Here is a 5,431-nt window from a genome sequence, read left to right as displayed (position 1 = left end):
CACACAAGTCCGGAAACGACGAAAGGCCACCCCATCAGGGGTGGCCTTTCGTGAAAGGTGTCCGGCGGCGTCCTACTCTCCCACACCCTGGCGAGTGCAGTACCATCGGCGCTGAAGGGCTTAGCTTCCGGGTTCGGAATGGGACCGGGCGTTTCCCCTTCGCTATGACCGCCGTAACTCTATCGAACTATCAAACACCACACCTTCGAGCCCTGGTCGGGCACAAGGGGTGTTCGCGGTTCGGGAACCGCACAGTGGACGCGTAGCAAAGATGTTGTGGTGAAGTTGTCGGCTTATTAGTACCGGTCAGCTGCGGCAGTCTTTAGTCCTGCCTTCCACATCCGGCCTATCTACCCAGTGGTCTAGCTGGGAGCCTCTCACCCACAAGGGGCGTGGAAACCTCATCTTGAAGCAGGCTTCCCGCTTAGATGCTTTCAGCGGTTATCCCTTCCGAACGTAGCTAACCAGCCGTGCTCCTGGCGGAACAACTGGCACACCAGAGGTTCGTCCGTCCCGGTCCTCTCGTACTAGGGACAGCCCTTCTCAAGTTTCCTGCGCGCGCAGCGGATAGGGACCGAACTGTCTCACGACGTTCTAAACCCAGCTCGCGTACCGCTTTAATGGGCGAACAGCCCAACCCTTGGGACCTACTCCAGCCCCAGGATGCGACGAGCCGACATCGAGGTGCCAAACCATGCCGTCGATATGGACTCTTGGGCAAGATCAGCCTGTTATCCCCGGGGTACCTTTTATCCGTTGAGCGACGGCGCTTCCACAAGCCACCGCCGGATCACTAGTTCCGACTTTCGTCCCTGCTCGACCTGTCAGTCTCACAGTCAAGCTCCCTTGTGCACTTGCACTCGCCACCTGATTGCCAACCAGGCTGAGGGAACCTTTGAGCGCCTCCGTTACATTTTAGGAGGCAACCGCCCCAGTTAAACTACCCACCAGGCACTGTCCCTGATCCGGATTACGGACCGAGGTTAGATATCCAGAGCGACCAGAGTGGTATTTCAACGTTGACTCCACCGACACTGGCGTGCCGGCTTCACAGTCTCCCACCTATCCTACACAAGCCGCACCGAACACCAATACCAAGCTATAGTAAAGGTCCCGGGGTCTTTCCGTCCTGCTGCGCGTAACGAGCATCTTTACTCGTAGTGCAATTTCGCCGAGTTCGCGGTTGAGACAGCGGGGAAGTCGTTACGCCATTCGTGCAGGTCGGAACTTACCCGACAAGGAATTTCGCTACCTTAGGATGGTTATAGTTACCACCGCCGTTTACTGGGGCTTAAATTCTGAGCTTCGCCTTACGGCTAACCCGTCCTCTTAACCTTCCAGCACCGGGCAGGCGTCAGTCCGTATACATCGTCTTGCGACTTCGCACGGACCTGTGTTTTTAGTAAACAGTCGCTTCCCCCTGGTCTCTGCGGCCCTCCACGCTCCCCGAGCAAGTCGGTTCACGCTTCAGGCCCCCCTTCTCCCGAAGTTACGGGGGCATTTTGCCGAGTTCCTTAACCACGATTCACTCGATCGCCTTAGTATTCTCTACCTGACCACCTGAGTCGGTTTAGGGTACGGGCGGCTAGAACCTCGCGTCGAAGCTTTTCTCGGCAGCATAGGATCACCCTCTTCCAGCATACGCTGTCACCATCAGTTCTCAGGCTATGTGAGTGGCGGATTTGCCTACCACTCGCCCTACAACCTTGGACGTGGACAACCATCGCCACGCCGGGCTACCTTCCTGCGTCACTCCTGTTAATACGCTTACCTACTACCGGATCGGGTCACGCGCTCCCCCAGACGGTGCCCACCGAAGTGGGCGGTGCCTGGGCTCGGGCGTTTAGCATCACCGGGCTCGGTATGGGCGGTTCTTCGCCGGTACGGGAATATCAACCCGTTGTCCATCGACTACGCCTGTCGGCCTCGCCTTAGGTCCCGACTTACCCAGGGCGGATTAGCCTGGCCCTGGAACCCTTGGTCATTCGGCGGACGGGTTTCTCACCCGTCATTCGCTACTCATGCCTGCATTCTCACTCGTGTAGCGTCCACCACTGGGTTACCCCGCAGCTTCACCCGCCACACGACGCTCCCCTACCCATCCACACGCCTGGACCACGAAGGCCTAGCAGTATGTGTGAATGCCACAGCTTCGGCGGTGTACTTGAGCCCCGCTACATTGTCGGCGCGGAATCACTTGACCAGTGAGCTATTACGCACTCTTTCAAGGGTGGCTGCTTCTAAGCCAACCTCCTGGTTGTCTGTGCAACTCCACATCCTTTCCCACTTAGCACACGCTTAGGGGCCTTAGCTGGTGGTCTGGGCTGTTTCCCTCTCGACTACGGAGCTTATCCCCCGCAGTCTCACTCCCGCGCTCTCACTTACCGGCATTCGGAGTTTGGCTAACGTCAGTAACCTGGTGAGGCCCATCGGCTATCCAGTAGCTCTACCTCCGGCAAGAAACACGCGAGGCTGCACCTAAATGCATTTCGGGGAGAACCAGCTATCACGAAGTTTGATTGGCCTTTCACCCCTAACCACAGGTCATCCCCTCGGTTTTCAACCCAAGTGGGTTCGGTCCTCCACGCGGTCTTACCCGCGCTTCAACCTGCCCATGGCTAGATCACTTCGCTTCGGGTCTAGAGCACGCGACTACGATCGCCCTATTCGGACTCGCTTTCGCTACGGCTTCCCCACACGGGTTAACCTCGCCACGTACCACTAACTCGCAGGCTCATTCTTCAAAAGGCACGCTGTCACCCCTGCTAAGGAGGCTCCAACGGATTGTAGGCACACGGTTTCAGGTACTATTTCACTCCCCTCCCGGGGTACTTTTCACCTTTCCCTCACGGTACTTGTCCGCTATCGGTCACTAGGTAGTATTTAGGCTTAGCAAGTGGTCTTGCCAGATTCACACGGGATTTCTCGGGCCCCGTGCTACTTGGGATCCCCTTCAGGAGGCCATGCCATTTCGTCTACGGGGGTACCACCCTCTGTGCCGGGCCTTTCAATGCCCTTCGACTATGACACGACTTTGTAACTCCTTGGTTGCTCGGCAGAACAACCCGAAAGGTCCCACAACCCCGCATACGCAACGCCTGCCGGCTATCACACGCATACGGTTTGGCCTGATCCGCTTTCGCTCGCCACTACTCACGGAATATCTCTTCCTGCCGGTACTGAGATGTTTCACTTCCCGGCGTTCCCTCCACACACCCTATATATTCAGGTGCGGGTCACACGACATGACTCGTGCGGGGTTTCCCCATTCGGAAATCCTCGGATCACGGTTCGTTTGCCAACTCCCCGAGGCTTATCGCAGGCTACAACGTCCTTCTTCGGCTCCTAGTGCCAAGGCATTCACCCTGTGCCCTTAAAAACTTGACCACAAAGACATACAAAGATGCTCGCGTCCACTGTGCAGTTCTCAAACAACGAACGATCCCCAGATACAACCCGCACCTACCACCCAGACCCAAAGATCCGAGCGGCGGTTTGACAAGGTCAACCAGGCCCGTCGAAGCAACCTCCCACCAAAGCGGGCTGTTCCCTCAGGACCCAACAGTGTGCCCATGACCACCAACCAACCACCAGCACCGTTCCACACCCCGCAAGCGAGGCCGTACTAGGCACCAGCAACCAGCCGGCAACCGCAGTTGATGTTCCACCCTTGAGCACCACCCCGAACGCGAACGGTCCGAGCATGGCCTCTGCACACCCACCAACCGGCAGGTGTCAGATGCTCCTTAGAAAGGAGGTGATCCAGCCGCACCTTCCGGTACGGCTACCTTGTTACGACTTAGTCCCAATCGCCAGTCCCACCTTCGACGGCTCCCCCCACAAGGGTTGGGCCACCGGCTTCGGGTGTTACCGACTTTCGTGACTTGACGGGCGGTGTGTACAAGGCCCGGGAACGTATTCACCGCAGCGTTGCTGATCTGCGATTACTAGCGACTCCGACTTCATGGGGTCGAGTTGCAGACCCCAATCCGAACTGAGACCGGCTTTTTGGGATTCGCTCCACCTTGCGGTATCGCAGCCCTTTGTACCGGCCATTGTAGCATGCGTGAAGCCCAAGACATAAGGGGCATGATGATTTGACGTCATCCCCACCTTCCTCCGAGTTGACCCCGGCAGTCTCCTATGAGTCCCCGGCGTAACCCGCTGGCAACATAGGACGAGGGTTGCGCTCGTTGCGGGACTTAACCCAACATCTCACGACACGAGCTGACGACAACCATGCACCACCTGTACACCGACCTTGCGGGGCAACCATCTCTGGAAGTTTCCGGTGTATGTCAAGCCTTGGTAAGGTTCTTCGCGTTGCATCGAATTAATCCGCATGCTCCGCCGCTTGTGCGGGCCCCCGTCAATTTCTTTGAGTTTTAGCCTTGCGGCCGTACTCCCCAGGCGGGGCACTTAATGCGTTTGCTGCGGCACGGAACTCGTGGAATGAGCCCCACACCTAGTGCCCAACGTTTACGGCATGGACTACCAGGGTATCTAATCCTGTTCGCTCCCCATGCTTTCGCTCCTCAGCGTCAGTTGCGGCCCAGAGACCTGCCTTCGCCATCGGTGTTCCTCCTGATATCTGCGCATTCCACCGCTACACCAGGAATTCCAGTCTCCCCTACCGCACTCTAGTCTGCCCGTACCCACTGCAGGCCCGAGGTTGAGCCTCGAGTTTTCACAGCAGACGCGACAAACCGCCTACGAGCTCTTTACGCCCAATAATTCCGGACAACGCTTGCGCCCTACGTATTACCGCGGCTGCTGGCACGTAGTTAGCCGGCGCTTCTTCTGCAGGTACCGTCACTTTCGCTTCTTCCCTGCTGAAAGAGGTTTACAACCCGAAGGCCGTCATCCCTCACGCGGCGTCGCTGCATCAGGCTTGCGCCCATTGTGCAATATTCCCCACTGCTGCCTCCCGTAGGAGTCTGGGCCGTGTCTCAGTCCCAGTGTGGCCGGTCGCCCTCTCAGGCCGGCTACCCGTCGTCGCCTTGGTAGGCCGTTACCCCACCAACAAGCTGATAGGCCGCGAGTCCATCTCTGACCGATAAATCTTTCCAGACACTTCGGATGCCCGAGCGTCTCGTATCCAGTATTAGACCCCGTTTCCAAGGCTTATCCCAGAGTCAAAGGCAGGTTACTCACGTGTTACTCACCCGTTCGCCACTGATCCACCCAGCAAGCTGGGCTTCACCGTTCGACTTGCATGTGTTAAGCACGCCGCCAGCGTTCGTCCTGAGCCAGAATCAAACTCTCCGTGAATGTCTCATGGCACCCACCACCCAAAAGCGGCGAGCAACCGACACACAAAGTGGCACCCCACACTCACATGCAAGGCACCGTTCAGATTCGGCTAATCGAACACGACCCGGACGGGGTCCAGATCGCATCCAGTCAACCAAAGACTTCAACACCCCTCACC

3 rRNA genes are annotated in these 5,431 nt (G+C 57.6%); all 3 read right to left on the bottom strand.

What is annotated here, in order from left to right:
* Positions 1-59: 59 nt before the first annotated feature.
* A 5S ribosomal RNA gene (gene rrf, locus HGA03_RS18380) occupies positions 60-176 on the bottom strand.
* Between the two features lie 100 nt (positions 177-276).
* Positions 277-3,387, bottom strand: a 23S ribosomal RNA gene (locus tag HGA03_RS18375).
* 363 nt (positions 3,388-3,750) lie between these two features.
* Positions 3,751-5,271 (bottom strand): 16S ribosomal RNA (locus HGA03_RS18370).
* The 16S, 23S and 5S rRNA genes sit together here, the layout of an rRNA operon.
* Positions 5,272-5,431: the final 160 nt, after the last annotated feature.

Source organism: Cellulomonas denverensis (assembly GCF_012396125.1).
Taxonomy (GTDB): domain Bacteria; phylum Actinomycetota; class Actinomycetes; order Actinomycetales; family Cellulomonadaceae; genus Cellulomonas; species Cellulomonas denverensis.
This window is presented reverse-complemented; position numbering and strand designations above follow the sequence as displayed.